This is a genomic window from Actinobacillus arthritidis, from assembly GCF_029774155.1.
Lineage (GTDB): Bacteria > Pseudomonadota > Gammaproteobacteria > Enterobacterales > Pasteurellaceae > Actinobacillus > Actinobacillus arthritidis.
In genome coordinates this window covers 1,823,094-1,848,882 of sequence record NZ_CP103833.1, presented here as the reverse complement: position 1 = coordinate 1,848,882, position 25,789 = coordinate 1,823,094, and the positions used below count along the sequence as shown (strand labels likewise).

At 40.1% G+C, this 25,789-nt stretch carries 27 protein-coding genes and 1 pseudogene; 17 read left to right on the top strand and 11 right to left on the bottom strand.

The window, feature by feature from the left end; all coding sequences use genetic code 11:
- Nucleotides 1–450 precede the first annotated feature (450 nt).
- The 11 genes from NYR89_RS08815 (at nt 451) to NYR89_RS08765 (ending at nt 8,581) form a co-directional block, all read left to right on the top strand.
- Nucleotides 451–1,353, top strand: coding sequence for an urea transporter (locus NYR89_RS08815; RefSeq protein ID WP_279445516.1), 903 nt, complete (start codon nt 451–453; stop codon nt 1,351–1,353).
- Between the two features lie 55 nt (nt 1,354–1,408).
- On the top strand, nt 1,409–1,711 hold the full coding sequence (gene ureA, locus NYR89_RS08810; RefSeq protein WP_005599005.1) for an urease subunit gamma: 303 nt from the start codon (nt 1,409–1,411) through the stop codon (nt 1,709–1,711).
- 50 nt (nt 1,712–1,761) lie between these two features.
- The gene (ureB, locus tag NYR89_RS08805) at nt 1,762–2,067 is read left to right on the top strand and encodes an urease subunit beta (protein ID WP_279445515.1); all 306 of its coding nucleotides are present in this window, start codon (nt 1,762–1,764) and stop codon (nt 2,065–2,067) included.
- 11 nt (nt 2,068–2,078) lie between these two features.
- Nucleotides 2,079–3,797, top strand: a complete 1,719-nt coding sequence (ureC, locus tag NYR89_RS08800) for an urease subunit alpha (RefSeq protein WP_279445514.1) — start codon at nt 2,079–2,081, stop codon at nt 3,795–3,797.
- A 122-nt stretch (nt 3,798–3,919) separates the two neighbouring features.
- A complete protein-coding gene (locus NYR89_RS08795; RefSeq protein WP_279445513.1) occupies nt 3,920–4,537 on the top strand; it encodes a glutathione S-transferase in 618 nt (205 codons plus the stop codon).
- Between the two features lie 72 nt (nt 4,538–4,609).
- Nucleotides 4,610–5,173, top strand: coding sequence for an urease accessory protein UreE (gene ureE / locus NYR89_RS08790; protein WP_279445512.1), 564 nt, complete (start codon nt 4,610–4,612; stop codon nt 5,171–5,173).
- Nucleotides 5,174–5,184: 11 nt separating this feature from the next.
- Nucleotides 5,185–5,868: an urease accessory protein UreF gene (locus tag NYR89_RS08785; RefSeq protein ID WP_279446671.1), complete on the top strand. Its 684-nt coding sequence runs from the start codon at nt 5,185–5,187 to the stop codon at nt 5,866–5,868.
- Nucleotides 5,869–5,888: 20 nt separating this feature from the next.
- Entirely contained in the window at nt 5,889–6,524 is a 636-nt protein-coding gene (gene ureG, locus NYR89_RS08780; protein WP_279441882.1) for an urease accessory protein UreG, read from the top strand.
- 165 nt (nt 6,525–6,689) lie between these two features.
- A complete protein-coding gene (locus tag NYR89_RS08775) occupies nt 6,690–7,502 on the top strand; it encodes an urease accessory protein UreD (protein ID WP_279445511.1) in 813 nt (270 codons plus the stop codon).
- 21 nt (nt 7,503–7,523) lie between these two features.
- The gene (locus NYR89_RS08770; RefSeq protein ID WP_279445510.1) at nt 7,524–7,808 is read left to right on the top strand and encodes a putative quinol monooxygenase; all 285 of its coding nucleotides are present in this window, start codon (nt 7,524–7,526) and stop codon (nt 7,806–7,808) included.
- A gap of 140 nt (nt 7,809–7,948) precedes the next feature.
- Nucleotides 7,949–8,581 carry a tellurite resistance TerB family protein gene (locus NYR89_RS08765; protein ID WP_279445509.1) on the top strand — a complete coding sequence of 211 codons (633 nt, stop codon included), beginning with the start codon at nt 7,949–7,951 and terminating at the stop codon, nt 8,579–8,581.
- A 46-nt stretch (nt 8,582–8,627) separates the two neighbouring features.
- Here NYR89_RS08765 and NYR89_RS08760 read toward each other — a convergent pair whose 3' ends face one another.
- From NYR89_RS08760 to NYR89_RS08750, 3 genes are read right to left on the bottom strand one after another with little or no spacing between them, the layout of a single operon-like run.
- On the bottom strand, nt 8,628–9,659 hold the full coding sequence (locus NYR89_RS08760; protein ID WP_279445508.1) for a type II toxin-antitoxin system HipA family toxin: 1,032 nt from the start codon (nt 9,657–9,659) through the stop codon (nt 8,628–8,630).
- On the bottom strand, nt 9,659–9,976 hold the full coding sequence (locus NYR89_RS08755) for a HipA N-terminal domain-containing protein (RefSeq protein WP_279445507.1): 318 nt from the start codon (nt 9,974–9,976) through the stop codon (nt 9,659–9,661). The genes NYR89_RS08760 and NYR89_RS08755 overlap by 1 nt, the downstream gene beginning before the upstream one ends.
- Complete coding sequence (locus NYR89_RS08750; RefSeq protein ID WP_279445506.1) at nt 9,964–10,272, bottom strand: helix-turn-helix transcriptional regulator; 309 nt, start codon at nt 10,270–10,272, stop codon at nt 9,964–9,966. Before NYR89_RS08750 ends, NYR89_RS08755 begins: the two co-directional genes overlap by 13 nt.
- A 202-nt stretch (nt 10,273–10,474) precedes the next feature.
- On the opposite strand from NYR89_RS08750, the gene NYR89_RS08745 reads away from it, so the two are divergent.
- Nucleotides 10,475–10,765, top strand: coding sequence for a YfcZ/YiiS family protein (locus NYR89_RS08745; protein ID WP_279445505.1), 291 nt, complete (start codon nt 10,475–10,477; stop codon nt 10,763–10,765).
- 88 nt (nt 10,766–10,853) lie between these two features.
- Nucleotides 10,854–11,183 (top strand): DMT family transporter, encoded by a 330-nt coding sequence (locus NYR89_RS08740; RefSeq protein WP_005620515.1) that lies wholly within the window; start codon nt 10,854–10,856, stop codon nt 11,181–11,183.
- Between the two features lie 88 nt (nt 11,184–11,271).
- Here the strand turns inward: NYR89_RS08740 and NYR89_RS08735 are convergent.
- Nucleotides 11,272–11,754 (bottom strand): annotated as a pseudogene (locus NYR89_RS08735) (hemerythrin domain-containing protein); the annotation flags it as partial.
- A gap of 163 nt (nt 11,755–11,917) precedes the next feature.
- Nucleotides 11,918–12,331: a helix-turn-helix domain-containing protein gene (locus NYR89_RS08730; protein ID WP_279445504.1), complete on the bottom strand. Its 414-nt coding sequence runs from the start codon at nt 12,329–12,331 to the stop codon at nt 11,918–11,920.
- A gap of 1,800 nt (nt 12,332–14,131) precedes the next feature.
- Between NYR89_RS08730 and NYR89_RS10925 the strand changes: the two genes are divergently transcribed.
- A complete protein-coding gene (locus tag NYR89_RS10925; protein WP_341536372.1) occupies nt 14,132–14,563 on the top strand; it encodes a factor H binding protein domain-containing protein in 432 nt (143 codons plus the stop codon).
- Between the two features lie 146 nt (nt 14,564–14,709).
- Nucleotides 14,710–16,116, top strand: a complete 1,407-nt coding sequence (locus NYR89_RS08720; RefSeq protein WP_423848074.1) for a surface lipoprotein assembly modifier — start codon at nt 14,710–14,712, stop codon at nt 16,114–16,116.
- A 197-nt stretch (nt 16,117–16,313) separates the two neighbouring features.
- Here NYR89_RS08720 and rfaD read toward each other — a convergent pair whose 3' ends face one another.
- From rfaD to def, 3 genes are read right to left on the bottom strand one after another with little or no spacing between them, the layout of a single operon-like run.
- Nucleotides 16,314–17,240, bottom strand: coding sequence for an ADP-glyceromanno-heptose 6-epimerase (rfaD, locus tag NYR89_RS08715; RefSeq protein ID WP_279445502.1), 927 nt, complete (start codon nt 17,238–17,240; stop codon nt 16,314–16,316).
- A gap of 52 nt (nt 17,241–17,292) precedes the next feature.
- Entirely contained in the window at nt 17,293–18,738 is a 1,446-nt protein-coding gene (locus NYR89_RS08710; RefSeq protein WP_279445501.1) for an ATP-binding protein, read from the bottom strand.
- Between the two features lie 22 nt (nt 18,739–18,760).
- Nucleotides 18,761–19,273 (bottom strand): peptide deformylase, encoded by a 513-nt coding sequence (def, locus tag NYR89_RS08705; protein WP_279445500.1) that lies wholly within the window; start codon nt 19,271–19,273, stop codon nt 18,761–18,763.
- A 184-nt stretch (nt 19,274–19,457) separates the two neighbouring features.
- Here def and dprA point away from each other — a divergent pair, with 184 nt between their 5' ends.
- Nucleotides 19,458–20,612: a DNA-processing protein DprA gene (gene dprA / locus NYR89_RS08700; RefSeq protein WP_279445499.1), complete on the top strand. Its 1,155-nt coding sequence runs from the start codon at nt 19,458–19,460 to the stop codon at nt 20,610–20,612.
- Between the two features lie 43 nt (nt 20,613–20,655).
- Here the strand turns inward: dprA and NYR89_RS08695 are convergent, their stop codons facing one another.
- The 3 genes from NYR89_RS08695 to NYR89_RS08685 form a co-directional block, all read right to left on the bottom strand.
- Nucleotides 20,656–22,662 (bottom strand): OPT family oligopeptide transporter, encoded by a 2,007-nt coding sequence (locus NYR89_RS08695; RefSeq protein ID WP_279445498.1) that lies wholly within the window; start codon nt 22,660–22,662, stop codon nt 20,656–20,658.
- Between the two features lie 218 nt (nt 22,663–22,880).
- Nucleotides 22,881–24,239: a PTS ascorbate transporter subunit IIC gene (locus NYR89_RS08690; RefSeq protein ID WP_279445497.1), complete on the bottom strand. Its 1,359-nt coding sequence runs from the start codon at nt 24,237–24,239 to the stop codon at nt 22,881–22,883.
- Nucleotides 24,240–24,252: 13 nt separating this feature from the next.
- Entirely contained in the window at nt 24,253–24,525 is a 273-nt protein-coding gene (locus tag NYR89_RS08685) for a PTS sugar transporter subunit IIB (RefSeq protein ID WP_279445496.1), read from the bottom strand.
- A gap of 216 nt (nt 24,526–24,741) precedes the next feature.
- On the opposite strand from NYR89_RS08685, the gene NYR89_RS08680 reads away from it, so the two are divergent.
- Nucleotides 24,742–25,761 carry a LacI family DNA-binding transcriptional regulator gene (locus NYR89_RS08680; RefSeq protein WP_279445495.1) on the top strand — a complete coding sequence of 340 codons (1,020 nt, stop codon included), beginning with the start codon at nt 24,742–24,744 and terminating at the stop codon, nt 25,759–25,761.
- The last annotated feature ends 28 nt before the right edge of the window (nt 25,762–25,789 follow it).

Here is a 25,789-nt window from a genome sequence, read left to right as displayed (position 1 = left end):
AATCAGAATTTGGGTAATAAAAACGGTCTTATTCGATTTACTTTGTAGTAAATAAACCGAATAAGACCGCCTGTCTTTATAGTGCTGAAAAAATATTGGTTGCGAGGATAATTATCTTTCGACATAACTTTAATTTAGGAAGCTATCTCAGGTTTATAGCGTTATTGAGATAAACCTAAATCAAAGTGAAATATGCGATTCGGATAATGTATTTCATAGACTATGACTTATTGAGAAAAGTTCCAATTTATATAATGAAATTTATTTTACAATTTGAAATATTTCACTTTCTTATGATTTTTAGGCATTTGAAGGATAACGAAAACTATCGTAAACTAATTCACGCTGAGGCAAACCTATCAATAGCGGTGACGGTATAAACATAACACTAGCCTATGCCAATAATAAAAATATACACAAAATATAAAGCATTAAAATACAGGAATAAAAATGAAGTTGATCAAAACCACCCTTACTGGGATCGGGCAAATCTTTTTGCAAGAAAATGGTTTGTCCGGCTTGGTAATTGTCATTGCAATGTTTTTTAGCCACTGGACACTCGGTGTGTCTTGTTTTCTCGGTGCCTTACTCGGTACATTATTTGCTTCCTTTCTTCATTATCCCACAGAACAAATTAAACAAGGTCTTTACGGCTTCAATTCCAGTCTTGCCTTTATGTGTGTCATGTTTACCTTCGGTGAACTCGACGCTTCCAACCCGATAATTTGGCTTCTCGGCATCTGTTCTTCTCTATTTGCAACCGTATTAATGCGTGAATTTACCAAACGAGGCAAAGTTGCTTTTACCTTTCCGTTTGTGCTTGCCAGTTGGGTATTTTGTTGGGGAGTTTCTTCTTTTGAATTATTGGATTTAACCCAAACTACGCCAGCATTGAGTGACCACACTAATACAATTGATGCGATGCGTTCACCGTTTTATGCTTGGGCGGAAGTGAATTTTGGTTCGAGTGCGATTACCGGCGGCTTATTATTTTTGGCGATTGCAATCAGTTCTCCGATTGCGGCAATGTACGGCTTGGCGGTGGCGGCAATAGGCTCAACCTTTGCTTATCATTTACTTGGTGTGGATGAGAACAGTCTTGCAAATGGGATTTATGGCTTCTCACCCATTTTAGTCGCTTGTGCCTTTGCCGGCACAAGACGAAGACATTTTGCTTATGTGATTTTCGGCGTATTACTTGCTGTATTGATTCAGTTTATCGTTGCTAAAATGGGGATTCCGACTTATACGATTGGTTTTATTGTCGCAAGTTGGTGCTTGCTCACGATAAAATCTAAACTGGATAAAGCCGCTTTTGATAAAAATAAATTAGTCAGATTGCTTAATCCTTAGTAAGCGGTCTATTTTTAAAAAATCTAACAAAGTCTGAGAGAAAAGAAGGTACAAAATGCATTTAACTTCAAGAGAACAAGAAAAACTGATGTTGTTTCTTGCCGGAGAGTTGGCGGCAAAACGCAAAGCTCGTGGTGTGAAATTAAATTATCCGGAAGCAATCGCTTATATCGCCAGCCACTTACAAGAAGCGGCACGTGACGGAATGTCGGTGGCGGAAGTAATGCAATACGGCGCAACGTTATTGACGGTTGACGATGTAATGGAAGGCATTGCGGAAATGGTTCACGAAGTGCAAATCGAAGCGACGTTCCCGGACGGCACGAAATTAGTGACCGTACATAACCCGATTAGATAACGATACTCTCTCCCTCAAGAGGGAGAGAGTAATAACATAAGGAATAAAAAATGATCCCCGGAGAATACCAATTAGCAGACGGTGATGTACGAGCGAATGTGGGCCGCAAAACCGTCAAATTAGAAGTAGTCAATACAGGCGACCGCCCGATTCAAGTCGGTTCGCACTACCATTTTTTTGAAACCAATAACGCCCTAAAATTCGACCGCTTGCAGGCTCGCGGTATGCGTTTAAATGTACCGTCAGGCAATGCGGTGCGTTTTGAACCCGGTGAAGCGAAAGAAGTGGAACTGGTTGAGTTTGGTGGTAATAAAGTGATTTACGGTTTCCATAACGAAATCGACGGCAAATTATAGGGAGTAAGAAAATGGCATTAACAATCCCACGCAGTCAGTATGTAGCGACTTACGGTCCGACAGTCGGTGATAAAGTTCGTTTAGGCGACACCGATTTATGGGCGACAATTGAACAAGATTTTTTGACTAAAGGTGATGAGTGTAAATTCGGCGGCGGTAAGTCGGTACGTGACGGTATGGCACAATCCAGTACCGCTACCCGAGATAATCCGAACGTATTGGATTTTGCTCTCACTAACGTGATGATTATTGACGCAAAATTAGGCATTATTAAAGCGGATATCGGGATTCGTGACGGACGTATTGTCGGCATTGGTCAGGCGGGTAATCCGGACACCATGGATAATGTGACGCCAAATATGATTATCGGCGCAAGTACCGAAGTACATAACGGCGCACATTTAATTGCGACTGCAGGCGGTATCGATACTCACATTCACTGGATTTGTCCGCAACAAGCACAACATGCTATCGAAAACGGTATTACCACCATGATAGGTGGTGGTTCAGGCCCGGCGGACGGCACGCACGCGACCACTTGTACTTCGGGTAAATTCAATATTGAAAGAATGTTCCAAGCTTGCGAAGCGTTACCGGTTAATATCGGCTTTTTCGGCAAAGGTAACTGTTCTACGCTTGAACCGCTTAAAGAACAAATTGTTGCCGGTGCGTTAGGCTTAAAAATTCACGAAGACTGGGGGGCAACACCGGCGGTGATTGACGCGGCGTTAAAAGTGGCGGACGAAATGGATGTGCAAGTCGCAATTCACACCGATACGCTCAATGAAAGTGGTTTCTTAGAAGACACAATGAAAGCGATTAACGGACGTGTGATTCACACCTTCCACACCGAAGGTGCCAGCGGCGGTCATGCACCGGATATTATTAAAGCGGCGATGTACCCGAACGTATTACCGGCTTCAACCAATCCAACCCGCCCATTTACTGTGAATACGATTGACGAGCATTTGGATATGCTGATGGTTTGCCACCATTTAGATAAACGTGTGCCGGAAGATGTGGCATTTGCCGACAGCCGTATCCGCCCTGAAACGATCGCGACGGAAGATATTCTGCACGATATGGGTGTGTTCTCGATTATGAGTTCAGACAGTCAAGCAATGGGACGTGTCGGCGAAGTAGTCACTCGTACGTGGCAAACGGCAGATAAAATGAAAGCACAGCGTGGCGCATTGGGCGATGAAGGTAACGACAACTTCCGTATTAAACGCTATATTGCGAAATATACGATCAACCCGGCGATTGCTCACGGTATCAGCCAACACGTTGGCTCGCTTGAAGTGGGTAAACTGGCTGATATCGTACTATGGAAACCGCAATTCTTCGGCGTAAAACCGGAGTTTGTGATGAAAAAAGGCTTTATCAGCTTTGCGAAAATGGGTGACCCGAACGCTTCAATCCCAACGCCACAACCGGTATTCTACCGCCCAATGTTCGGGGCGAATGCGAAAGCGAATACCGAAAGTGCAGTGTACTTCGTTTCCCAAGCTAGCGTGGATGCGAACATCAAAACGCAATACGGCATTCAGAAAGAAACCCTAGCGGTAAAAGGCTGTCGTGATGTAGGCAAAAAAGACCTCGTTCACAACAATGCAACGCCTGAAATTACCGTTGACCCGGAACGCTATGAAGTACGTGTGGACGGCGAGCATATTACTTGCGAACCTGCGACCAAAGTACCGCTTGCACAGCGTTATTTCTTGTTCTAGCAAAATCTCCCCAGCCCCTCTTTACAAAAGAGGGGTATAGTTGGGGAAAGCATTAAGATCTTCATTCTTCATTAAAATCAGTTCCCCTCTTTTGTAAAGAGGGGGTAGGGGAGATTTAAATAATGAAACTCTGGTATTCCACCACTAGCCCTTTTGTGCGTAAAGTGTTAGTTACGCTAAAACATCAACAATTAGAAGCTAAAACCGAGCTGTTAAAAATTAGTTCGTCATTTGACCCAAATTCACCACACAACCAAGACAATCCGCTTGGACGTGTACCGGCTTTACAGCGTAATTGCGGAAATTGGTTATTCGGCGACCAACTGATTTGTGAATATCTCGATCAAAAAGGCGACCAACCGAAATTATTTCCGGAAAGTGGCAAACCACGCTGGGCGACGTTAGCGTTACATAACCTTGCGGACGGCATTTTAGAAAATACCGTCCCGATTATGGCTGAACGTATGCTTCGCCCTGAAAACGAATGGTGGACAAGCCGTCAAGAGCGACTAATGGTTCGTAATATTCGTTCATTCCCACAGCTTGAAAAAGCGATTGAGCCATTCGGCACAGAGCTAAATATCGGCACAATCAATGCAGTTTGCTTAATCGACTGGTGGCAATTCCGTGCCGAAAAACTTGGTTACGATCTTGCAAAAAATCACCCGAATTTGACCGCTTGGGCGGAAGAAATGAATGGCAAATATGCTGTATTGGCGGAGACAAAACCACACGTCTAACTACAAAACAGGTTGCAGAGCAATCGTACAATGCGTAACCCCATACGTAGTATGGGGAATGGAAGAAAGATAATGCAAATCCTTAACCCAATCCTTCCAGTAATGGAAGACATTTTAGGTAATTTGGCTACACTTAAAGCAAGCGGGCAAATTACTACACAACAAATTGATTATGTACCGCTCGAATGGTTTGAGAGTGAGCGCAATATTCTGCGTAAAAAAAGTCGGTCGGGGCGTGAAGTGGCGTTTCGTCTTTTGAAAGAAGGGCAACGTTTAAAACACGATGATGTGGTGTTTGTGAACGAGAGCCTTGTGATTGCGATTGAAATTTTGCCATCTGAGGTCATTGTACTTTCGCCGAAAACCTTGCCGGAAATGGCGCGTGCTTGCTATGAAATCGGTAACAAACATTCGCCATTATTTTTAGACGGTGATGAGGTGACGCTTCCGTACGACAAACCGATGTTTGAATGGCTACAAGCGGCCGGATTTGAACCGAAGAAAGCAGAACGACGTTTAAGCCAAGCGTTGCGAGCAAATTCCGCTCAGGGACACGGACATTCTCACGGTCACAGTCATGCGCACGATCATCACGGCTATCATCACCATGGAGACGGAAATTGGCACAAGCACTAGATTTCGCACGTATGGGGCAGTTAGGGGCGTTGTTACACTTAGTTGATCCTACGCCGCCAATCGGTGGTTTTAATCATTCCAACGGCTTGGAAACCTTTGTGCAACAAGGCAAAGTGAACAGTCGAGCAAGTCTTGAAGAGTATGTTCAAACCCAGCTGATGCAGAACTGGATTTACAATGACGGTGCGTATTTATCACTGGCATTTGATGCAATGGCAAACCACGATTTAGACCGCTTGTTGGCGTTAGATCAAGAGCTTGCCGCCAGCAAAATCGCTCGTGAGAGTCGTGAGGGCAGTTATAAATTAGGTGTACGATTGCTGAAGATTTTTATTCGTTATGAAAATCACCCATTACTGAGTGCCTTCCAACAAGCGATCAGCGAAAAACGTTGTCAGGGCTATTTCCCAATTGTGTTTGCAATGGTGGCTCAAGCGATGAATCTAGATAAAGCCGAAACGCTCTATGCGTTCTACTACAATGCGGCAGTCGGAGCGGTGACTAATGGCGTGAAACTGGTGCCGTTAAGCCAAATGGACGGGCAAGATATTTTATTTGCGTTACGCACACCACTTGCGCAAGCGGTTGAAAATAGCCTAAATCCTGATCCCGAATGGCTCGGTGCGGCAACGCTAGCAAGCGATATTCGCTCAATGCAACACGAACAGCTTTATACAAGACTTTATATGTCTTAATTTGAATAATAGGAAAACCAATGCGTAAATATATCAAAATCGGGGTGGCAGGCCCTGTGGGAGCGGGGAAAACCGCGTTAATCGAACGTTTAACTCGTGAAATCGCAAGCAAATACAGTGTTGCGGTGATTACTAATGATATCTACACCCAAGAAGATGCAGAGTTTTTAACCAAAAATAGTTTACTTCCGCCTGAGCGTATTATGGGGGTGGAAACCGGCGGTTGCCCACACACGGCAATTCGTGAAGACGCTTCGATGAACCTTGAAGCTGTGGACGAAATGGTCGCGCGTTTTCCGGAAGTGGAATTAATTTTCATTGAATCGGGCGGTGATAACCTTTCGGCAACTTTTAGCCCAGATTTAGCAGACGTAACCATTTTCGTAATTGACGTGGCACAAGGTGAGAAAATTCCACGTAAAGGCGGACCGGGTATCACACGTTCAGACCTGTTAGTGATTAATAAAACTGACTTAGCACCGTTTGTAGGGGCGGATTTAAGTGTAATGGAACGTGATGCTCGCCGTATGCGTAACGGCCAGCCGTTTATTTTCACCAACTTGATGAAAAATGAAAATCTTGATGGAGTGATCGGTTGGATCGAAAAATACGCATTGTTAAAAAATATTGAAGATCCGGTATCTTTAGTTCGTTAATTTTCAAAAAATAATCGCTTGAACATCGCACAAATCTCCCCTATCCCCTCTTTACTAAAGAGGGGAACATATTAGAGAGAGATTTGGCGATCTCCATTTTCTCTAGTTTCTCTCCCCTCTTTTGTAAAGAGGGGTTGGGGGAGATTTAAAAAAATAGACTGTAAAATGCAAAGCAAACTTTTACTTTCAACAAAACTTACCTCGCAAGGCAAAACGCGACTCGATCAATATTTTGTATCGCCGCCGTTTAAGGTTATGACTTTACCAGTTTATGATGATGCTTGGCAAAGCGGCTTGAATGCGATGCAGATGTCGTCATCGCCGGGATTACTGGCGGGCGATCAGCTGGATATAGAGATGACTTTGGCGGAGGGTACAGCGCTTTCGTTGAACACGCAGGCATTTACTCGCGTGCAATCAATGAATGAGGGCGATTATGCAACGCAAAAAACGTGCATAAAATTGGGCAAAAATAGCCGCTTGTTTTATCTTCCGCATCCGTTGGTGCCGCATAAAGACAGCGGATTTAAGCAAACTACCGAAATTGAGATGGGCGAGCAGTCTGAGCTGATTTATGGTGAGATTGTGGCGATTGGGCGTGTGCTAAACGGCGAACGATTCGCCTTCCGCCATTTTGCGTCCTATTTGCGAATTTCTCACCAAAATCGACCGCTTGTTACCGACCGTATTCAATGGTCGCCGGCAAAAATGGCATTGACGTCATTGAGCCAAATGGAAGATTTTTCGCATCAAGGTTCATTAACCTATATCAATTTGGCAAAAAATGCCTTAGAAATTAAGGCGATTGTGAGTGAGTTACAAGCCTTGATTGCCGAGCAAAAAGAGATGTTGGTGGGGGTATCCCAGCTAAATGACGGCGGATTAATAGTTCGAGTGCTTGCACATCGAGCGGATATCATTCAACATTTATTTGAGCGGATTGGGCAAGCTTTAAAAGCACATTCCAACATCGTGTAATTTTAGTTTAGGAGAGCAATTATGATCGCAGTTTATGCAGTATGTCATGTAAAAGCGGATAAAATCGCAGAATTTGAAGCATTGGCAAAAAACTTAATTCGTGCTTCGCTTAACGACCAAGGTTGTATTGCTTACGGCTGTGGTGCGGTACAAGGTCAGCCGAATGTTTATACTTTTGTAGAGCAATGGCAATCGCAACAAGATTTAGCCTTACACGCCCAACAGGCACATTTTATTGATGCCGGTGCTAAATTTGCTGAGTTATTAAGTCAACCGATAGAGATTAACATTGTAGATTTACTGTAATTTGAAACAGGCGGTCGTATTTTCACGAGAATTTACGACCGTTTGTTTTTTGATGAAGACGGAACTTCTGAGCCATTTAATGTACAAATAGGCACTTAGTTGGCTAAGATATTTATCTTTACTCTTATTGGAGAAACTCTATGGATTTCAGCAAAATTTTAAATCAAGTGCTAAGCGTTGCCCAAGAATCGGCAAAAAATGCAATGAACGGCAATACCACAACCGATAAAGTGGCAAAAATTGGTGGCGGTGCGGCGGCAATCGGCATTCTTTCGATGATCTTCGGGCGTAATGGCGGTTCTAGCTTAGCGAAATTAGGTTCATTGGCGGCAATTGGTAGTCTTGCTTATCAGGCTTACCAAAAATATCAGCAAAACCAAACACAAGTCGCTCCAGTGAGTGAAGAAAATTTTGCGGTGACAGAACAAAATGCTCAAGCAAGCGACCAAGTGATTTTACAAGCGATGATTGCAGTACACGCTTCTGACGGTGCGATTTCTGACGAAGAGAGACAAGCCATTTTAGGCGAAGCGGGACAAGATCCGGAAATCCAACAATGGATTGAACAAGCGATGTACCAACCGGCAACCGTACAACAAATTGCCGCACAAGTCGGTAAAAACCCGGCATTAGCGGCGCAAGTTTATTTAGCCGCTCGAGTGGTATGTGCTGATCTAGCTCGTAAAGAAATTGTTTTCCTTGCCGACCTTGCCGAAGCACTCGGTTTAGACGATGCGTTAGTAGAACAACTGGAACAACAAGCTGGTTTTTAATTAAGTGAGAAAAAGCCTTTAAGTAATATACTTAAAGGCTTTTGTGTTACAAGCTAGGTTCATCAATGATTTGCAGTAACTGTAAACGCCGAGAGTAATTTTTTAAGACAAGTTCTTGGTGTGCCAACGGCATAAAGGAATGCTGATAAACACTTTCGACTATCGCCTTTTCTTTTAGTATTTGCGGTAGTAATTTTTTTAATATTACATTTCGATTTAACCCAATGTTTTCGCCAAATTCAATAAAATCTTGTCCGATATATTCGCCGTATTGTGTAGTAAAGCCATGGGCGAGTTCTTTGTTTCCTTCCTCTTTAGCAAGCAAGGGTAAAGCTAAAATTGTTCCTTCAAATATCGCTTTATACGGTACAACGGAAACATAGTCGTAAATCGGAGCGAGCTTTGCTTCCCCCGTTTTGGCGTAAATCAGAGAGAAATTGCGTAGGTGTAAATCATTATTGCCTAGTAAATAGGCATAAACAATCCGTCTAAATAACTCTTGTTGTTGAGCGAGATTATTTTCGGTATGTTTTAAGATAAATTTAACCGCTTGTTCATAGCTAATATATTGCTCGTTATCGCTTCCTGTCTTACCGTATTTTTCCGTAACGCTCATTGCACCATCTAACTGTTCTTGATGAATAGGCTTATTATCATTTGTGCGATCAAAACGTTTAATCACAAAGGCATATTCCGTTTGTTCCGAGGTTGTTTGGAACGGAATTAAACCATTCTCCGGCACAATAAATCCTAATTTAGCCATAAGTTGCATCGTCGCGTGTTCATTCTCCGCTAAAAATGGATAATCTTCGGGAGAGGGCTTTAGAATATAGTTTCCTTGGTGAGTAATACTTTGAAATTGTTTCTCGTGAATCACTAATTGAAGTTTCGGTTGATAGCCGGAAATACTCATTCCTTGCTGTTTACGAGGCTCTAACGTACCGAAATCTTGGCGACTGAACGGTAAAACCGGAATAAAGTCAGATTGTCCGGTCAAATAGTGCAATCCCTTTTGGCTATATCCTGATTTTTGTTCTGTGTCCGTAAGTTGTGTGAGTAGCACCCTGCAATTTTGCATTATTTCTCCCGTTTAATCGTTATCGCACCGAGCATATTTTCCCCATTATTGAGTAATAACCCGAATTGATCCTGTTCATCGATTTTTTGTAAGACGTTATATTTTGCTTTGAGCCAACCCTCAGGAATTAATGAGGCAAAATAAGGAAATAATTGTTCTGAATGAAAGTGTTGTTGCGTGACCGGCAAACTAAGTGATAGCGGAATACCGACATAATCTTTGAAATAAGAAAAATGAAATCCCATATCATCTTGGTAAAGATGCCCGACCGGTTCATCATATAAAAAAACGGTTGCCGAACGTTTTATACGGCGCATAGTGAAACTCCCAATGTTTTAGCAACAAGTAACACGGTGGAAAATCTCACTTGGCTCGGATCTTGAAACAATCGTTTTAATGTTGATGATGAAATATTGGTTTGTAATTCCAATGTGTATAAATCAATATTTAACGCTTTACGTTTTTGGTTAAGTTGTTGCCCGAAAGCGGTCAAATCTTCGATTTTTCCTTCAATTAACTGTTGCTTTTTAGCCTGTTCGTACACTAATAGCTGTTTTTGCAACGTTTTTAATGCATCAATTTGTGCTTCTAATAGTAAATTTATATCTGTCATAGCTTATATGTAAACCATTTTTGTTTAATTTAATATTAAAAGTATCATATTTGAGTTTTTTAATAAAATAAAGATCTTTTTTAACCTATAATGAATAATATTATACATTTATAGTTCATATATGATGATTCAAGTATGTTGCTTAACAATCTATTTAGTATTAAAGTATTCATATGATTAACTAAAATTTATAGAGGTTTTTATGAAATCAGATAAACCGGTTGAATGTGTGGGTTGTAATACTTTTGATGTCGGCTCAATCATTGATAACAGTGAACGAGATGCGAAATTTGCAAAAGTGTATGAAACACAAGCGGAAGCAGAACAAGCACTTGTGAAATTAACCCAAAAAGCTCGTGACACGGAAAGCGAACCGTGTGAAATCACCAGCGAAATTAAAGCGGTAGACGGCGGTTTTTTACTGGACGCGAATTTCCGTTTTAGTTGCCAAGCGGAAGTGGTGATTTTCCAATTAGGTACACGTGCAATCTAAATTGTAGTTATTTGAAAAGCGGTTGGATTTTGCTAGAAATTTGCAAAAAATGAGCAAAATCCAACCGCTTTTGTTTTCGGAGAAATTTATGAACCCTTGGGTTTTATTGGGCTTTGCGATTGTCATTGAAGTGATTGGCAGTAATTGCATTAAGGCAAGCGAAGGTTTTAGCAAACCGCTACCGACCGTAGTGGCAATTGGCGCTTTTGTGATAGCGTTATATTTATTATCGGTGATTACCAAAACATTGCCGATTGGTATAGTTTATGCGGTGTGGTCGGGCGTTGGTATCGTACTGACCGCCATTGTAGCGTATTTCGCTTTCGGACAAAAACCGGATTTGGCTGGCTTTATCGGTATGGGAATGATTATTGCCGGCGTGTTGGTGATTAACCTGTTCTCAAAAGCATCAGCTTAATTTGTGAATGTGATACAAGCGGTCGATTTTTGCAAGAATTTTGCAAATTTTTCTTCAAAATCAACCGCTTGTTTTCGATTAAGGTCGCTTCACCTGCTAATGCACGAGGGAATAAATTATTATTTTCCAAATCTACGTGTGCATCTAAATCGGCAAATTCTTGTAAGCCTTGATATAGATTACGCCAAGATGTGCAAGCCCCCTCAGGCGGAGTAAAGTTATTGGTTAGTTTTTGTATTTCTTCAACATCGTTACCGGCCTCATCGTGCTCGGCCTCCATCACGGAAATCGGTGCCGCCGCCATTTTTCCTCTACCGGCTTTAATCAATGGGAATAGAATTTGTTCTTCCTTCATCATATGATTCACTAAATCCGCATAAACTTTACGAATAAGTTCCGCTAAACCTTTCGGACAATCAGCACTATCGGCGTGAACGGATTCCACTTTTTCTGCCAATTCAATTAGGATAGGTAATTGGTTGCGATGTGTATCGTGAAAACGAGGGATAATAAAATCAATAATTTCACCAAGCGGTACAGTACGCCAATCTTTATCAGTTAAAACAGACATCGTAAACTCCTAATAATATAGTTGATTAAATTAGTAGGAATTATAAATTTGGAAATTTAGTGGCTCTATAATCAAGACGGGGTAGCGGTTAGACTTAAATCAAAAAGTTCTTACTTATTTAAGTAAGAACTTCTTTTACGATATATCGCCGGTAACAAATCGACTAATTTTGACCGCTTGTCAGCTTTCTGAGTAATGCCAGTTCACGTTCAAGGCTCTCGATCAGCTTATCTTTTTGTGCTATTAACTCTTCTTTATGCACTAATAACTGTTGTAATTTTTCGATTTCTTGGTTGTTGCCTTTATTACCTAGAGAAAAGCAAAAGTTATTAGAATTACTAAAATCATTATCTGCATTATTAAAGAAAATCTGCCCTTCCTCTCCGTAAGACAACAATTCGCAAATATCCATATCAAATACTTCAGAAATTTGCTCTAAACGAGGTAAATTGGAACGCACTTCGCCTCGCTCAATTTTGGCATAACCGGTTACCGACATACCTAATTTATCTGCCATTACTTCTTGGGAAAGCTGATGATTTTCTCGTAAATGACGGATTTTCTCATTAATTTTCATAATTGCCCTTTTAAGGTAGGTTACCTTGCTTAACAAGGTAATAGACTGTAATTAATAATTTATGGTTTATTTTTACGGTTTAGTATAAATTAAAACGGGTTTAATTTTAACCGTTATATTATTTTATGAGGTCTATCTATGTCTATTAAACGTATTTCTATTGCAACCGCAATTTTGCTGAGTTTAACCGCTTGTGGGAGTAGTGGCGGCGGTTCTAATCATGCTAAACCAAAAACGGATATGCAAATACATACGCAACCACAAATACAACAAACAGAAATTGAACAAGTAAAACAACAGTTAGCCAATGCACAACAAGCTACACAACAAGCAGAAGAAAAATTAAAAAATTTATCATTGTTGTCCAGTAAAGAGAAAGCAGACTTACAGAAAGAATTAACTGCGACAAAAAGTAATCTTGAAGCTGTTACAACCCAATTAAAGCAAGCTAATTCGGCTTCCGCTAAAACGGTTGATGAGATCAAGAAAACGCTTGTTACGACACAAAATAATTTGACTAAATTTACCCAAGAATTAGCAAAAGCAAATGAAAGTTTAGTGCAAAAAGAAAAAGTAATACAAGCGGAGCAGGAAGCAAAATTAAAGGCTGAAGCCGCTTTATTAGCGGTAAATACACCGCTTACTAAAGAGCAAATTCATAAACTAGCAATCAGTGCCGGTTTAAGTAATGGTTGGGCGGATGAATTAGCGACGGATTTAATCGGTAAAACTAAGCAAGAAGTGACAGATAAAATTATGCTTGCGTCAAGAAACTCGAAAGTCAGAATTTTGGCAAGAGATTTCGGTTATTCGGATGAAGCGACAAGAGCATTTGAAAAAGCGAATAGAGATAAAAGTTATGATGATTTAGCCGATTTATTACGAAAAGAAGCAGAAGATAAACAAAATGCTCGTGAAACGCTAATTACCGAATTAAAACAATTAGCTCAAAGCAAAGGTTTACAAGAGTGGGAAGCGAATAATTTTGCTTATAACAATGTTGATCAAGGAAAAGATGCAACATTAGTTGAGCTAGATAAGTTAGTTGAACGTAATAATTTTATTAAAGAATTAACCCAACTGGCGAAAGAAAAAGGGTTAGAAGATTGGGAAGCGGGTAATTTTGCTAGTAATTATGCAAATGGTAGCAAAGAAAGTGCATTGACTGAGTTAGATAAACTTGTTGCTGAACGAGAGGAATCACAAAAAACAGAAAAAATGTATCAGTTAGCAAACACATATTCTCAGCAACATTTTAATTATAATCTTAATACGACAGATTTTGTCGAACAAAATAAAGCTCTAACTTTAGATGAGTTTAAGAACAAATTAGAGCAATTAGTTACCCATAAACAAAATTTAGAACAACTTTCTAAAGACTATTTAAACAATCAATATTATGTAGCGGATTTTGTTAGAGAAAACTTATATAACACGCTAGATGAGGCGGAAACTAATCTGAGTAATAGCTTGAAAGGTCTCCCTAATGAAACTTTAATAGGATTCAATCGGAATCAAAATTCAAGTTTAGTAAAAGAGCCTATTGTTGAAAATGACAAAGAAACAGGACGATTTATAACTACTGATCAACATAACGATATTTATAACCAAAGATATTCTGTTGTAACAGGAAAGTACCATTCTAAAGAAAGTGAAGAGATGCAATATAACTATGATGGAACAAATTATAGGTATGAACCAGTTGTAAGAAAAACAGAAACCTATACTGTTCAGGATGATAAAGGTTTGGAAACAAAAGAACTTCAATTTCCAACTGAAGGAAGTGCGACATATACAGGTGTGGCATTTGATTCTCACAGCCAAGGAACACTTACTTATAATGTAGATTTTGCTAAGAAAACAGGACAAGGAAGTATTGAAGGGTTAGAGCATATAGGTCGTTTAACACTTGATCAAGGTGAAATTTATAAATCGGCTTCCTCTGGCGGTATGCGAGCAAGAGGCAGAATTAGTGCGGATGAATGGAAAAATGTAAGAGATACTAGTGGAGATTACCAATTAGGATTCTATGGTAAAAACGCAGAAGAAATTTCTGGGCGAGCAACATTAAGCCAATCTCCTTATGGTGCTTGGGATAGCGAAAATAACACTTATTTGTCACCAACTAAATCTATTAGTGATAAAGTTATGTCGTCAGATAGACATGATATGCACGGTTCAGGTTCATTTGACATTGGCTTCGGCGGCACACGTGGTGAAATCAAAAAATAGTTTTTAACTATTTCATATAATGGTAGGGACACACGGCGTGTGTCCGTATTTGACGGTTGAATTTGCAAAATTTTTTACAAATTAGACCGCTTGCGGACGCACGAGGTGCATCCCTACGCTAATAAAAACCTTTCCGATAAAATCTAATGAAATCAATACCTTTTATTCTTCTTGTGCTTCCCTCAACACTTTTAGCGGAAACTATTTCTACACCCAAACCAATCTTCTTTGAGGATAAAGCCGATCATCTAAAACCGGCGGAGTTTGTAAAAAGTTCAACGAATTTAACCGCTGATACCCCGATATTTACACCAGCCGAACCGGCAAATTTAGATCAAACTATCACAGCGTTATTAGTCAATAAACAGTGGCAAGCTCTAAAACCGGCATTGGATAATTATGCTAAACAGGCGAACTTCGATCCGATTTTATATCGCTATGCGAAAGGAGCAATGTTGCGTGCGGAACAAGATTATGACGGGGCGATCGAGCTTTACCAACAAATTTTACAGGCTCAACCGCAGTTAGCTTATCCACGTTTCGATTTGGGTGTGATGTTGTTTGAAAACAAGCAATATCGTGAAGCGAAACAACAGTTAGAACAAGCAAGAAAAGTCCTTGATCCGCAAATGCGACCGTTAGTTGAACGTTATTTGCAAGCAATGGCAGAGCGTCAAAATTGGCAACCGGATGCGGAATTGCAATATACACAAACCGATAATGTGAACAATGCTTCCAGTGAACGAGAAGTCGAAATCGGTGGTTTGCGATTCTTAAAAAATGAAGATTCTTTACCGCAAAAAGCCCACGGTTTTCGTTACGGTTTGGGAGCAAGTAGAGAAATAAACCTAAGCGGTAATCATTTTGTGGCATTTGAAGGACGATTTAGTGGTGTGCATTATTGGGATAACCAAGATTACAGCGAAAAATCGTTATACGGTTCATTCGGTTATCGTAAACATTCTGCATTGCAATCTTGGGGCATTTTGCCGTTCTTTGAACAAAACTGGCTCGCTTCGCCACGTTACAGCCAAAATTACGGTGCAAATATTGAGTTTCGCCGTCAGCTTAACCGCCAATGGTCATTTTCCGCCAATTTTAACCATACACAGAAACGCTATGCCGATGAAAATATTGCACAACGTTATAATGGTTATATCAATGGATTATCGGCTTCGTTAAGCTATACCGTCAATCCGAATTGGGTGGTGTTCAGTGGGGTAGAGTTGAGTAAAGATCGCACGAGAGATAAGGCAGAAACGTCTATTCGTAAAGGAATTAATCTTGGTACGCTAGTGCGTTATGGCGATGTTGTGAGCCGAGTCAGTTTGCGTTATGTAAAGCGTGATTTCTTAGCGGATAACTTCTATTTCCCGAAAAAGCGACTGGATGATGAATATAGTGTAAATGCTAGTTTGTGGCATAACCAAATTCAATGGCAAGGTTTTGTTCCAAAATTAAATTATCGTTATCGTAAAATTGACAGCAATATTTCCGCTTTTTATAGCCGATCGGGAAGTGAATGGTTTATGACGGTAGAGAAGAGTTGGTAGCTTGTAAGCGGTCGTTTTTGCTAAGAAAACAACAAAAAATCGCTAACGATGATGTGAGAGTTCTCTCTCGTATCATTAAATATTTATATGAAGAAAAGATGCCGTTAGGCATCTTTTCTTAACACTTATGGTAGTTTTCACCTAATTAAGTAGCACTTATAGCGACTTACGCTTTGTTTTTAATATAAGGCTAGATATTAACGATTTAACCACGCCATATATTCTTTCGTACCTTCGGCTACGGTTTTGAATGTACCTGTATAGCCTGTCGCACGGAGTTTGGTTAGATCCGCTTGGGTGAAGGTTTGGTAGCGAGACTTTAAATGATCTGGGAATGGGATTTTTTCGATTTCGCCTTTGCCGTGGAAGTCGATCACCGCTTGTGCTACCGCTTGGAACGATTCCGCTTTGCCGGTACCGAGGTTATAAATGCCGGAAATACCGTTTTGCCACGCCCAGATATTCACTTTTGCCACGTCTTCCACATACACAAAATCACGTAAGAAGGTTTCTGAGCCTTCGAATAATTTAGGGTTTTCGCCTTTCAGCATTTGATTGTTTAAGTGGAACGCTACGCTTGCCATTGAGCCTTTGTGTTGTTCACGTGGGCCGTACACGTTGAAATATTTAAAACCGCATACCGGCGAATCCGCTTCCGGTAAAACTTGGCGTACATATTCGTCAAATAGGAATTTTGAGTAACCGTAAGCATTGAGCGGTTGTTCAAATTTACGCTCTTCGATAAAGTTATCCGAACGGCCACCGTAAGTTGCCGCACTTGATGCGTAGAAGAACGGAATTTGGCGATCTAAACAGAAATGTAATAACTCTTTTGAATATTCGTAGTTATTGTGCATTAAGTATTTGCCGTCCCATTCGGTGGTTGCCGAGCAAGCACCTTCGTGGAATACCGCATCAATATCGCCGAAATCATCGCCGGCAATGATCGAAGCGATAAAATCTTCTTTATCACAATAATCCGCAATATCTAAATCTACTAAATTTACGAATTTTTCGCCGTTTTTTAAGTTATCTACAACAAGAATATCTTTTCTGCCGATTTCATTTAATGCTTTGACGATATTACTACCGATCATACCAAAGCCGCCTGTTACGATAATCATATAAATATTACTCCTGATATTACTATGAACTACTATGAACTACTATGAACTACTATGAACTATATTTTTCAGCTAAAGCATAATATTGCGTAGGATCTGTAGGATTAGACCCGTTCCATTTTAGAATACCTAGCTTTTCAAGATGTTTAAATTTATTTCTTACAAAAGTATTACTTTTATTGAGTATCTCTATGCCATCTTTCACAGTAATTTTTTTGTTGGTATAAATATAGCTTAGGATTTCTTTCTCATATCCACTTAAATCATTAAATGTATCAGATGTGATTAATGCTTCTAAAGAATCCTTAACTCTTAAAGCTCGATTTAATATATTGTTTTCTAACGTGAGTATGAGTGAATGGTTTTGTTCAAAATATATTGGTTGTTTTAGATAAAAATTCTCCATTTCCGAATATATTCTTTTCACGCCTTCATTCATTTCTTTTACCCAGCCAAACTCGGATAAGATTCTTGCTATACGAGGATTTCTAGAGAATCTTTGTGTTTTCATATTTTGTAGGGTAACAATATTCGGAAGCAATCCGGGACTATGAATTTCTAAGCGATTATCAAATATTAATACTTTGATATGATCTCCTCTAATCGCATAATTTCTATGGACTAAAGCATTCACAATTCCTTCAAACCAAGCAAATTCGGGGTATTCCGGCATAATCTTGAAAGTACCGTTATGATCGAGATATTGAAATTCTCTTAATTGATCCGCCACGAAACTTTTAACTTCAGAAATAACTTTAGGAATATTCCCTTCAAAATTTTTTTCTTTAATGATATTTAAACTTTGACCGACTTGAGCATTATTACCGTCATATTTGATTACTCTTAAACGGGCTTGTGGTAAGTATTTAGTTGGGTTTTTACTAAATAATAGCACTCCGGCGTGCGTTAAATGCCCGTTTTTTATAAAGTTCCTTGCTGAGAGTATATCTAATATAGAGAGGTTATCTAAGCGCATTAAAGCACGATATTTTGCCAGAATCTCGTCATCAATATCATCCATTGATGAATCTTCAACGATTTCATCCTCAAAATATCGTTGTCCTCGATCATAAGTTAATTGAGTAATTTGTTCAAAGTTAAGTTCAATACTTTTATCATCTTGTCTTAAATAAACTTTATTGTCATAGTTCTCTATAACACGATCGCTTGATACATCAACAGTAATCTGTAGAATTTCATCACTTACTCCGGCTGTATTTAAGACGGGAATCCGCTCGGTTTTGACGAGAATGGGCGTTTTTCGTAATTCTATGAGTGCGATAGATGAAAATTCATCTATCGAATGTGAACCATTAACCCCAAAGCCACTGATATCTCCATTATCTTCAATACCGATTACGAGAGTTCCACCGTTAGCATTCGCAAAAGCGACCAAATGTTTTAATATATCTCTCGGTCTTATTCTTGCACTTTTACGATCAAAATATTGTCCTTCTTTTTGAAATCTTAGAACGTTTAAATCTAAGAATTTACTCATAACTGTTTCCTACAAAGTGGTTTTACTTAGCACGCTCAATTTGTTTTTTGAGTTTTTGCATTTTTTCTTTAATGCGTTGGCGTTTAAGTGCAGAGATGTGATCCACGAACAGCACACCGTTGAGATGGTCGATTTCGTGTTGGATACAGATAGCGAATAAGCCGTCCGCCTCGTAAATCACCTCTTCGCCTTTACGGTTTAACGCTTTTACTTTCACTTTTTCTTTACGTGGCACTAACGCACGATGACCGGGGATCGATAAACAGCCTTCTTCGATACCGGTTTCGCCACTCGATTCTAAAATCTCCGGGTTAATCAGTACCACTTGGTTAGTTTTATCGCCTTCAATATCAATCGTAATAACACGTTTTAATACGCCCACTTGCGGTGCGGCAAGACCGATACCTTCGTGTTCGTACATTGTGTCAAACATATCATCAATGAACTGATTTAATTCATTGTCCACCTGTGCAACAGGCTCACACACTTTTGCTAACCCTTCATCCGGGTAAAGTACAACTTCTAAAACTGACATTTTTTGTGATCTCAATCGAAAAATAAAAAATTATAAATTGGTTAATTAATTCGTTTTCTTATGATGGGCTATTTTGTGAAAAACATAGCTAAATAAGATAAAACGTCTGACTAAATTACCTGTTTAATCGTTATTTGTCTATGTTTCCTTTTAATTAGCCATCATTCATTTAGGGAATAGATTAATGCCACAAATCGCTTTACTGAAATTACTACAAATTCCGCAACTAGGGGCGCGACGAATAGCTCGTCTGTTGTCCGAAGTGGATTTTGCCCAATTTTGCCAATATGACAAATGTCAATTACAACAAATAGGTTGGAACGAGAAACAGATTCAACGCTGGTTCAATCCGGAAATGCGTTGGATTGAGAGCGCATTAGCGTGGGCGGAACAACCGAATCAACATTTATTGAGCTTATTTGATGAGGAATATCCGTTTTTATTACGGCAAATCAGCACCGCACCACCGGTGTTATTTGTCAGAGGTTCTGTAAGCAGTTTGAGTTTACCGCAAATTGCGATTGTTGGTAGCCGAGATTTTTCTGCCTATGGAGAATATTGGGCATGCTATTTTAGCGAGCAACTGATTAAACATCATTTGGCGGTAACCAGCGGACTTGCGATCGGTATAGACGGCTTTTGTCATCAGCGAGCGGTAGCGGAACGGGGTATTACGATTGCTGTGCTGGGTAGCGGTTTAGATCAAGTCTATCCGGCAAGACACAAAAAATTGGCGGAACAGATTATTGAAAGCGGCGGGGCGTTGGTGTCGGAATTTTTCCCGAATCAACCGCCGCTTGCCGAGAATTTTCCTCGTCGTAATCGGATTATCAGCGGTTTATCACTTGGTACATTAGTGGTGGAAGCTACATTAAATAGTGGCACGCTGATTACCGCTCGTTATGCGTTGGAGCAAGGGCGAGAAGTTTTTGCACTTCCTAATTCGGTACAAAACCCGTATGCACAAGGCTGTCATAAATTGATCAAAGAAGGAGCACTTTTAACTGAGACGATAGAGGATATTTTACAGGCGATTCAATATCAACTGCCGGATCAGCCTCGGCAACAGGTGCTGTTTGAGCCGCAACAAGCGGTCGAAAAAGCCCCATTTTTTGCAAAAGCTGATGTGCCGAATAAGAACAATCATCTTGCAAAAAAATTGCCGGAATTGACCGCTTGTCAGCAACAAATTGTGGAACATATCGGTCTTGATCCGATTTCGATTGATGAGTTGGCAAAGGCGATTTCATTAGAAGTGGAAACGCTATTAGTCGAGTTACTTGATTTAGAATTGTTGAATGTAATTAAGCAGGTAAGTGGTGGCTATGTCAGACAATAAAAAACGGCATCCGAAGATGCCGTCCAATTCAAAATAGGGAAAATTATTTTTTCGCTTGCAATACACGACGAGCGAAAATAATACAACCGATCACAAATAGTGTTAAACCAAGTAATTCTGCCATACCGCCCCAGTTTTTGAGATTTAACGCTAACGGTGCGTCAGAACCACCCGAAGTCACAGAACCAGCGATCACAAAGGCTAACAGTACGCCGACTAAACTTTCACCCACGATTAAACCGGTCGCGAAAAGCGTTCCATAACGTTCCGCTTTTTTACTTGTGGCTTCGACATCTTTACCACTACGTTTTGCATAGCGTTGAATATGACGATTAACCAACCAAGAAAGTAATGCACCGATAATTAACGGTACGTTTACCACCGGTGGTAAGTAAATACCGATACCCACGGCTAAAGTTGGTAAACCTAAACGACCTGCACTCGCTTTTTTCAGTAAGGTATCCACGATAATTAAACAGATACCGAAAGCGACACCGACTAAAATGTAAGTCCATTCAAGGCTGTTTGAGAAAATACCGTTGGAAATAGTCATCATAATGGTAGCTTGCGGTGCAGAAAGTGCTTGTGCCGCATCCATTCCCTCACGTGGCATTGCACCGGCAAAACCGTATGCGTGGTAAAGGATTTCCAATACCGGTGTGATAACTAATGCACCGACGATACAACCGATAATTAACGCAAACTGTTGACGCCACGGTGTTGCTTTGACTAAATAACCGGTTTTTAAATCTTGTAGGTTATCGTTTGAAATTGTCGAAACACAGAAGACGATTGATGCGGTGAAAATAGTTAATGCAGTTAAGAAACGTTGTCCGTCCGCATTTTCCATTAAGCCGGCAACATTACCGACCATCATCAAAATTACCGAAATAATCACGATTGAGATGATACCGATACCTGAAATTGGGCTTGAGGACGAACCGACTAAACCTGCCATATAACCAGATGCCGCCGCGACTAAGAAGCCGACTACCACCGCTAAAATCGTACAAAGTACAACTAATAAGAACGCTAATTCCATCGGTAAACCGACCGGTTGTAAGAAGCTCACTAAAGCGATAATGATTAAAATAATACTCGCTAAAATGGTATAAAGCATGGTTTTTGGCGACAGATCTTGTGCGGTACGATCAACATTTTGTAATGCTGGATCTTTCAATGCACGGAATGCTTGCGACATACCTTGTACCATTGGTTTAAATAGCACGAGTAAAGTCCAGATTGCCGCAATCGCAATCGTACCGACCCCGATAAAGCGAACATTGCTTTTCCATAAAACCATCGCAAAGCTAATCATATCCGCATCGGCAGGCATTGGTGTTGTTGCAGTAAAGTAAGGTACTGCCACGCCCCAAGTAAAGATCGTACCAACTAACATCGCGATACCGCCCATCATACCGACTAAATAACCGGCACCGAGTAAGGCAAAAGAGAAGCCCATTGGTAATTGGAATATTGCATTACCGCCTTTAAACCAGTAGCTTGCACCGTCGGCAACGACACGTAAGCCGTTTGTCAGAAAGCTCACAAAAGTCGCTAATAAACCACCGGATACGATTTCTTTAATACCGCTGTCTTTATTATCGCTTTCATCACCGGCTTTTAAGATTTCAGTCGCGGCAACGCCTTCCGGATAAGGTAAGTCACTTTTTACCACCATCACATTACGTAACGGTACGGTAAAAATCACCCCTAAAATTCCACCGGAAATACAGATAAGTAAGGTTTGCCAAAACGGGAAGTTTTGCCAATAGCCCATCATTAATAATGCCGGAATCACAAAGATTACCGAAGAAAGTGTACCGGCAGATGAGGCTTGCGTTTGTACCATATTGTTTTCAAGGATATTTGATCCCTTAAACATTTTGAGTACAGCCATTGAGATAACTGTCGCAGGAATCGATGATGCAAACGTCATCCCCACTTTCAGTCCTAAATAAACATTAGAAGCGGTAAATACCACAGTAATTAACGCCCCCAAAATCATACCCCTTAGGGTAAGTTCTCGTAGAGTAGTAGGATTATTCATAAGTCCTCCAAAATAAATAGGAGTCTATATTATCAAGAAAGTAAAAAGTGTAGATAATTATTCAGTCTGTTTTTTACTCATTCTTACTAATATTTTCATAAAAATGTGATATTACGCAAAAAAATAAAGCCGATTTAAGAAAACCGGCTTTAGCTTAAATGTTTAAAATTGAATTTTAATGCAACTTTTGCAAATTTTTATGAAAATCAGACCGCTTATTACTCAGTATCTTTTGCTGGCTTTTTAGCAAGGTAGTTGTAAGCAACTAAAAGAGCAAATAATCCGACAATAATCGCAGTAATCACATCCTTATTAAATACTTGTGCCATATAGCCTAATACGATACCGACACCACCGAAATCCGCATCAGAGAATGTTGTATTGGCAAAACCCAATGAACCGAGAACAGGTAATAAGAACACCGGTAAGAAGGTGATTAAGATGCCGTGTGCAAATGCACCAATAATTGCACCACGACGACCACCGGTTGCGTTACCGAACACACCAGCAGTTGCACCACAGAAGAAGTGGGGTACAACACCCGGTAAAATTAATACCCAATTTAATTGACCTAACACCGCTAATCCGACGACACCACCGGCAAAGCTGGCTAAGAAGCCGATTAATACCGCATTAGGTGCATAAGGGAAAACAATCGGGCAGTCTAATGCCGGTTTTGCATCCGGGACTAATTTTTCGGAGAAACCGGTAAATGCCGGTACAATTTCCGCTAATACAAGACGCACGCCTTGTAAAATAACGAATACACCGGTCGCAAAAGTAATCGCTTGAATAATCGCATAAACCACATAATGTTGACCGTTACTATAGTTTTGCGAAACATATTCGTTACCGGATGCAAGAGCTAAGAACACATAGATCGCCATCATCGTAAGCGAAATAGAAATAGAACTGTCACGTAGGAAACTTAAGTTTTTCGGCAAATTCATTTCTTCGGTAGATTTTGAACCTTTACCGACTAATTGACCGATTGCACCGGAAAGCACATAAGCGATAGTACCGAAGTGACCTAATGCGACATCATCGCTACCGGTAATTTTTTTCATATAGCGATGAGCAATTGTTGGGAAGAAGCCCATAATTAAACCGAGTGTTAATGCACCGGTAAAGACAAGTTGAACCCCTTCAAAGCCCGCAACCACTAAAATAACCGCTACCATACACGCCATAAAGAAAGTGTGGTGTCCGGTCAGGAAAACGAATTTCAAACGAGTAAAACGTGCAACAATAATATTGGCAACCATACCGAATGCCATAATGAGTGCTGTTGCTGTCCCGAATTTTTCCATTGCCATGGATACAACCGCTTCATTATTCGGAATAATGCCTTGCACGTTAAATGCGTGTTCAAACATACCACCGAGAGGCGTAAGCGAACTTAATAAAACGGTTGCACCACCACTTAATACAAGAAATCCTAAAATGGTTTTTACTGTACCTTTAATGGTATCCGGTAAGGATTTTTTCTGTAAAAGTAAACCGGTTAACGCAATTAAACCGACCAGAATTGACGGTACTTTTAAAATATCTAACAGGAAGAAAAGTATAGAGTCCATAGTTCACCTCGCTTTAGCGATTGAAGTAAGCGGTAAGTTTTTCTTCAAATTCAACCGGGCTAATTAAATTAGTTACAATAATAATGCGTTCTGCTGGTAAGCTGGTTGCACTGCTGGCAATATCTTTACCCATCACAAAAATATCCGCATCATCTGCTGTTACCGAGGCAAGATCCGTATGACCGACTTCTGCTTCCACATTTAATTTTTTCAAGACTTTTTTGATGTTCATTTCCATCATAAAGCTACTACCGATACCATTACCACATACAGCCATAATTTTCATTGTTAAACCCTCATAGTGAAAGAAATTGGATTAGAAATATGTTTTAAGCACAATATAGAGAGAAATGTTACCGCTATCAACAGGCAATCTTTAAAAGTGTGATAGCGGTAACATTTTTTATTTTTTCTGCAAAATAATTACGATGAGATTTTTTGATATAGCCAAATGAAAAGTTAATTTTTAATGATAAGATCATTGGCAAGATGAGGAGAGCTTATGGCAAATGAATCAACAAGAACAAGGAAAACATCGGGAAGAATAACACTAGCGGATGTTGCAAAGTTTGTTGGTGTCGGTCAAATGACGGTTTCAAGGGCATTACGTACACCTGAAGCCGTTTCTGAGCCGCTACGTAAAAAGATTGAACAGGCTGTTGTCGAATTAGGCTATGTGCCGAATGTTGTCGCTAGACAACTTGCATCGGCTTCCTCACAAAATTTAGTGATTGTGACATCATCAATTACTTCGACCGAAAATAACTTGATTTTATCGGCTTTACGCCAAAGTTTAGCGAAATTGGAATTACAAATCGTGATATTGGTTGCGGATCAACCGTCTTGGTTACAAGAGCTGATTAATCATACACCACAAGCAATTGTACTATTAAATTTAGATTGTCCGCTAAATGCGGCGGAATGGATTAAAAAAAGCCATATACCAACAGTTGAAATCGGTCATAAAAAATCAACACCGATAGATATGAGTGTAGGTATCGACAGTAAAGTCGCAATGAAAACGATGATCGATTTTTTGGTAGATAAAGGCCATCGACAAATCGGTTTATTGGCGGCTAAACACGATCTTTCCATTTTCCAACATTATTTGGAAAGTTGGCGAACAACCTTATTAAGTAAACATTTAGACCCGCAATTAGTGCGGTATGCTACGGATGACATTTCATTTTCCTCAGGCGTACAATTATTTAATGACGCTTATTTGGAATGGGGAAATATTGATGCATTAGTCTTTTTATCGGATGAATTGGCGTGTGGTGCATTGTATGAAGCGTTAAGACGACATATTTCCGTCCCTAAAGATATTGCGGTAGTCGGATTGGGTGGTTTAGATGTCGGTAGCGTGTCTTACCCAAATTTAACCACGATTGCTATTCCTTATGAACAAATGGGCAAAGTTGCCGGTAAGCAATTACTCGCAAGACTGACACAAGAAACGGTGACGGAAAAAGATCGCATTGTGGAATTGCCGATAAAACTGTTAATCAGGAACAGTGTTTAGATTTTTTGGATAAAATTTCACAAAAGAT

Bases quoted from the DNA above. Each gene is read 5' to 3' on its own strand.
- NYR89_RS08815 (WP_279445516.1), top strand. From the start codon at position 451: ATGAAGTTGATCAAAACCACCCTTACTGGGATCGGGCAAATCTTTTTG.
- ureA (WP_005599005.1), top strand. From the start codon at position 1,409: ATGCATTTAACTTCAAGAGAACAAGAAAAACTGATGTTGTTTCTTGCC.
- ureB (WP_279445515.1), top strand. From the start codon at position 1,762: ATGATCCCCGGAGAATACCAATTAGCAGACGGTGATGTACGAGCGAAT.
- ureC (WP_279445514.1), top strand. From the start codon at position 2,079: ATGGCATTAACAATCCCACGCAGTCAGTATGTAGCGACTTACGGTCCG.
- NYR89_RS08795 (WP_279445513.1), top strand. From the start codon at position 3,920: ATGAAACTCTGGTATTCCACCACTAGCCCTTTTGTGCGTAAAGTGTTA.
- ureE (WP_279445512.1), top strand. From the start codon at position 4,610: ATGCAAATCCTTAACCCAATCCTTCCAGTAATGGAAGACATTTTAGGT.
- NYR89_RS08785 (WP_279446671.1), top strand. From the start codon at position 5,185: ATGGGGCAGTTAGGGGCGTTGTTACACTTAGTTGATCCTACGCCGCCA.
- ureG (WP_279441882.1), top strand. From the start codon at position 5,889: ATGCGTAAATATATCAAAATCGGGGTGGCAGGCCCTGTGGGAGCGGGG.
- NYR89_RS08775 (WP_279445511.1), top strand. From the start codon at position 6,690: ATGCAAAGCAAACTTTTACTTTCAACAAAACTTACCTCGCAAGGCAAA.
- NYR89_RS08770 (WP_279445510.1), top strand. From the start codon at position 7,524: ATGATCGCAGTTTATGCAGTATGTCATGTAAAAGCGGATAAAATCGCA.
- NYR89_RS08765 (WP_279445509.1), top strand. From the start codon at position 7,949: ATGGATTTCAGCAAAATTTTAAATCAAGTGCTAAGCGTTGCCCAAGAA.
- NYR89_RS08760 (WP_279445508.1), bottom strand. From the start codon at position 9,659: ATGCAAAATTGCAGGGTGCTACTCACACAACTTACGGACACAGAACAA.
- NYR89_RS08755 (WP_279445507.1), bottom strand. From the start codon at position 9,976: ATGCGCCGTATAAAACGTTCGGCAACCGTTTTTTTATATGATGAACCG.
- NYR89_RS08750 (WP_279445506.1), bottom strand. From the start codon at position 10,272: ATGACAGATATAAATTTACTATTAGAAGCACAAATTGATGCATTAAAA.
- NYR89_RS08745 (WP_279445505.1), top strand. From the start codon at position 10,475: ATGAAATCAGATAAACCGGTTGAATGTGTGGGTTGTAATACTTTTGAT.
- NYR89_RS08740 (WP_005620515.1), top strand. From the start codon at position 10,854: ATGAACCCTTGGGTTTTATTGGGCTTTGCGATTGTCATTGAAGTGATT.
- NYR89_RS08730 (WP_279445504.1), bottom strand. From the start codon at position 12,331: ATGAAAATTAATGAGAAAATCCGTCATTTACGAGAAAATCATCAGCTT.
- NYR89_RS08720 (WP_423848074.1), top strand. From the start codon at position 14,710: ATGAAATCAATACCTTTTATTCTTCTTGTGCTTCCCTCAACACTTTTA.
- rfaD (WP_279445502.1), bottom strand. From the start codon at position 17,240: ATGATTATCGTAACAGGCGGCTTTGGTATGATCGGTAGTAATATCGTC.
- NYR89_RS08710 (WP_279445501.1), bottom strand. From the start codon at position 18,738: ATGAGTAAATTCTTAGATTTAAACGTTCTAAGATTTCAAAAAGAAGGA.
- def (WP_279445500.1), bottom strand. From the start codon at position 19,273: ATGTCAGTTTTAGAAGTTGTACTTTACCCGGATGAAGGGTTAGCAAAA.
- dprA (WP_279445499.1), top strand. From the start codon at position 19,458: ATGCCACAAATCGCTTTACTGAAATTACTACAAATTCCGCAACTAGGG.
- NYR89_RS08695 (WP_279445498.1), bottom strand. From the start codon at position 22,662: ATGAATAATCCTACTACTCTACGAGAACTTACCCTAAGGGGTATGATT.
- NYR89_RS08690 (WP_279445497.1), bottom strand. From the start codon at position 24,239: ATGGACTCTATACTTTTCTTCCTGTTAGATATTTTAAAAGTACCGTCA.
- NYR89_RS08685 (WP_279445496.1), bottom strand. From the start codon at position 24,525: ATGAAAATTATGGCTGTATGTGGTAATGGTATCGGTAGTAGCTTTATG.
- NYR89_RS08680 (WP_279445495.1), top strand. From the start codon at position 24,742: ATGGCAAATGAATCAACAAGAACAAGGAAAACATCGGGAAGAATAACA.